Source organism: Streptococcus saliviloxodontae, from assembly GCF_016908655.1.
In the GTDB taxonomy this organism is placed as follows: domain Bacteria; phylum Bacillota; class Bacilli; order Lactobacillales; family Streptococcaceae; genus Streptococcus; species Streptococcus saliviloxodontae.
Window position 1 is genome coordinate 1 of record NZ_JAFBEI010000063.1, and the last position, 4,413, is coordinate 4,413.

4 protein-coding genes are annotated in these 4,413 nt (G+C 39.9%); 3 read left to right on the plus strand and 1 reads right to left on the minus strand.

The features are described 5' to 3' along the window. The first annotated feature begins 178 nt into the window (after positions 1-178). The 3 genes from JOC31_RS09635 (at position 179) to JOC31_RS09645 (ending at position 2,707) form a co-directional block, all read left to right on the plus strand. On the plus strand, positions 179-1,729 hold the full coding sequence (locus JOC31_RS09635) for an ABC transporter permease subunit (protein ID WP_205017939.1): 1,551 nt from the start codon (positions 179-181) through the stop codon (positions 1,727-1,729). A gap of 1 nt (position 1,730) precedes the next feature. Then, positions 1,731-2,471, plus strand: a complete 741-nt coding sequence (locus JOC31_RS09640) for an amino acid ABC transporter ATP-binding protein (protein WP_205017940.1) — start codon at positions 1,731-1,733, stop codon at positions 2,469-2,471. Between the two features lie 122 nt (positions 2,472-2,593). After that, positions 2,594-2,707 (plus strand): putative metal homeostasis protein, encoded by a 114-nt coding sequence (locus JOC31_RS09645; protein ID WP_205017941.1) that lies wholly within the window; start codon positions 2,594-2,596, stop codon positions 2,705-2,707. Positions 2,708-2,971: 264 nt separating this feature from the next. Here the strand turns inward: JOC31_RS09645 and ilvA are convergent, their stop codons facing one another. Next, on the minus strand, positions 2,972-4,222 hold the full coding sequence (gene ilvA, locus JOC31_RS09650) for a threonine ammonia-lyase IlvA (RefSeq protein ID WP_205017942.1): 1,251 nt from the start codon (positions 4,220-4,222) through the stop codon (positions 2,972-2,974). Positions 4,223-4,413 lie beyond the last annotated feature (191 nt).

A 4,413-nucleotide genomic window follows, 5' to 3' on the forward strand; every position in this document is an offset into this window, starting at 1 on the left:
TCCTTTGACAAATATCTAAGCCGACTACTTTAGGTCAAAAAAGGTTCTGTCGTTCAGAAAATGAAATGGAGTATCTCATGCGTTTGTCGTGTTTAAAAAGCAATCGTATTGAAAAGCCATCGTTTTTCCTGTAAAATAGAAAGGAATAACATTTTTTATAGGAGCCTAAAATCTTACAATGAAGAAGATACTACTAACCTGCTTTGTAGCTCTCCTTTTGCTCTTTGGGGGCTTAACGAGTGCTCAAGCAGATCAATACCTCCGTGTCGGCATGGAAGCCGCCTATGCACCTTTCAACTGGACACAAGACGATAGCTCAAATGGTGCCGTTCCTATCGAAGGAACAACCCAATACGCTAATGGATACGATGTTCAAATTGCCAAGAAAATTGCTGATAGTCTCGGCAAAGAATTACTTGTTGTTAAAACCTCTTGGACAGGGCTTATCCCTGCGCTGACATCAGGAAAAATCGATATGATTGCAGCTGGTATGAGCCCTACTGATGAGCGTAAACAAGAAATCGCCTTTTCAGATGCCTACTATACTTCTTATCCAGTTATCGTTGTTTCTGCAGAAGGAAAATACGCTAATGCAACCAGCCTAGCAGACTTCAAAGGCGCAAAACTAACTGGTCAACAAGGGGTCTACCTCTATGATCTTATTGATCAGATCAGTGGCGCTACTAAAGAGACCGCAATGGGAGACTTCAACCAAATGCGTCAAGCCGTTGACTCAGGTATCATCGATGGTTATATTTCAGAACGTCCCGATGCAACATCTGCAGAGAAAGCTAACAAAAAGCTCAAAATGATTGCCTTTGATGAAGGTAAGGGTTTCACAACCTCTGAATCTGACACTGCTATCGCTGTTGGTCTTCGTAAAGAAGATACTGCTACTCTAGCCAAAGTCAACGCCGTTCTTGCAACCATTTCATCAGAAGACCGTCTCAAACTCATGGATAAAATGATTGATGCCCAACCACTTGAAAAAGAAACAAGTGATAAGAAACAAGCAAACTTCTTTTCTCAAATGTGGTCTATCCTTACTAAGAACTGGCAACAATTCCTCAAAGGAACTGGGATGACCCTTCTTATTTCCATTGTGGGGACAGTCGTCGGAACAATCATCGGACTTTTGATTGGGGTTTACCGTACAGCACCAAAAGCTGCTAACAAATTCCTTGCTATCCTTCAAAAACTCTTTGGTTGGTTCCTCAATATCTACATTGAAGTCTTCCGTGGAACACCAATGATTGTACAATCAATGGTTATCTACTATGGGACAGCCCAAGCCTTTGGTATCAATATCGACCGTACACTAGCAGCTATCTTTATCGTGTCTATCAACACAGGTGCGTATATGAGCGAAATCGTTCGTGGAGGTATCTTCGCTGTTGATAAAGGACAGTTTGAAGCTGCAACTGCACTTGGATTTACACACGGACAAACCATGCGTAAAATCGTTATTCCTCAGGTTGTCCGCAATATCTTGCCAGCAACAGGTAATGAGTTCGTTATCAACATCAAGGATACGTCAGTTTTGAATGTTATCTCTGTTGTCGAGCTTTACTTCTCAGGAAATACCGTTGCCACACAAACTTACCAATACTTCCAAACTTTCTTCGTTATCGCAGCCATCTACTTCGTGCTTACCTTCACTGTAACACGTATCTTACGATATGTAGAACGTCGCTTTGACCAAGACAATTACACGCAAGGAGTTCATTGATATGACTGATACTATTTTAGAAATTAAACATTTGAAAAAGTCCTTCGGTAAAAATGAAGTCCTTAAAGACATTTCAATCGATGTCAAAAAAGGTGAAGTTATCTCTATTATCGGTTCATCTGGATCAGGAAAATCAACTTTTCTTCGTTCTATCAACCTTTTAGAAACACCGACTGAAGGTGAAATCCTCTACCATGGACAAAATGTTTTAGAAAAAGGTTACGATTTAACAACTTATCGCGAAAAACTCGGTATGGTTTTCCAATCCTTTAACCTTTTCAATAACCTCAACGTCCTTGAAAATGCCATCGTTGCTCAAACAACTGTTTTAAAACGCAATCATTCAGAAGCTGAAAAAATTGCCAAAGAAAATCTCAACAAGGTTGGCATGGGAGAGCAATATTGGAAGGCCAAACCTAGCCAACTCTCTGGCGGACAAAAACAACGTGTCGCTATCGCACGCGCTCTTTCTGTCAATCCAGAAGCTATCCTCTTTGATGAGCCAACATCAGCTCTTGACCCAGAGATGGTCTCAGAGGTTCTCAAAACCATGCAGGATTTGGCGAAATCAGGTTTGACCATGATTATCGTCACTCACGAAATGGAATTCGCACGCGATGTCTCAGACCGTGTCATCTTCATGGATAAAGGTGTCATCGCAGAAGAAGGAACTCCTCAACAAATCTTTGAAAATCCTCAAGAAGCACGTACCAAAGAATTCTTACAACGCTTCTTAGGCTAATAACATAAAAAACAAGCTAAATTTAATTAGCTTGTTTTTTATGTTATATACTTTACTGGTTAAGTTTATTGTGCTATAATAAATTCGTTAACGTTAATAAATCTTCTCAAACAGGAGGTATTATGGCTGAAAAAAACGACTTAGCTAGCGCCTATCGTCGCCTAAAGAGCCCCAACATCAAAACGCGTAAACGGGCACTAAAAATTATCCATGATTTTAAGCGCTACGGCAAGTAACTTTCAACAAGGCTAACGCATCGCCTTATCCTATTGTCATACAACCCTTCAACACTGAACACGTTGAAGGGTTTTTAACTGAATCACCCTATTCAGTTCAACAAAGCTACTTACGCACTCAATTTCAAATCCTTCTTTCTACTTCTGCTATTAACAAGCTTAATGCACTCTACCTGGAACTTGATACCAAAATAGACCAAAATAACTCGACATATTAGGTACTTCACCTACTTATCAAGATTATTTTGGTCTACTTTTTTAAGGTCAGACTAGCATATTGTAGAGAGTTTCATTTCCATGAAGATTGATATAGCTTGGATCAAATACCGACAAGCGATCAATTAATCCTGCATAATCATTCTTATCACTCAAGGTAACGCCAATTAACACCGGGCCTGTTCCCTTGTTGGCACGTTTAATATACTCAAATCGAGTAATATCATCATTTGGTCCTAAAATATCATTTACAAACTCTCTAAGAGCACCTGGACGTTGAGGGAAGTTAACTACAAAATAGTGTTTAACACCATCATAAATAAGCGCACGCTCTTCCATCTCAGGCATACGGTTGATATCATTGTTACCACCTGAAATCACACAGACAACCGTCTTACCAACAATGTCATCTTTCATCACTTCTAAGGCAGCAATAGAGGCAGCACCAGCAGGCTCTGCGATAATCCCTTGCTTAGAGTACATATCAATCAAGGTTTCAGAGATTAAACCTTCATCCACACCGATTAAACGATCAACATTCTTACGAGCAACCTCATAGGTATTAATGCCTACTTTTTGCACCGCAATTCCATCTGCAAACTTATCGATTTCTTCTAGTTTAACAGGATGACCTTTATCAAATGCGGCACGCATACTTCTGGCACCGCTAGCCTCAACACCGATCACTTCGATTTCTGGAGCACAATCTTTAATATAAGTCGATACACCAGCGATCAAGCCACCTCCACCAACTGGAACGAAGATGCTATCAAAACTAACACCATCTTCCTGAGCCTGCTCGTAGATTTCATAAGCAACAGTTCCTTGGCCAGCCTGGACATTAAAATCATCAAAAGGATCAATAAAAGTCATCCCTTCTGCTTTGGTAAACTCCTGAGCAGCCTGTGCCGAAGCATCAAAGGTATCCCCCACTAACTTGATTGTTACAAAAGCTCCTCCAAAAAACTGGACTTGCCCAATTTTTTGTTGCGGCGTTGTAACAGGCATAAAAATAGTAGCTGGGATCTTCATTTCATTACAAGTAAACGCAACACCTTGAGCATGATTACCCGCAGATGCACAAACAACACCACGCGACTTTTCTTCTTCACTCAATTGATGAATCGCATAGTAAGCACCTCGAATCTTGAACGAGCGAACCTTTTGCATATTTTCACGTTTTAAATAGACTGTCGCACTATATTTTTCAGATAGATAACGGTCAAAATCTAAGGGTGTACGTTCAACGACTGTCCTCAGTACATCATTAGCTTTGATAACATCTCTTGCTGTAATCATTTTTCCCCCTCGCTTATTTGACAAAATTTTCAGATTATTTCTATTATAGCATACTTTATGGAAATAATATGATATTTTTAAAAAAACGTAAGATGCGGCTCTATAATTTCTGTAGTGGGTAAATCTCATTCAGATATTGTAGGGCTTTTTAGCGGTATGAAAAAAGCCCCACATGACTTATAATGAAAAGC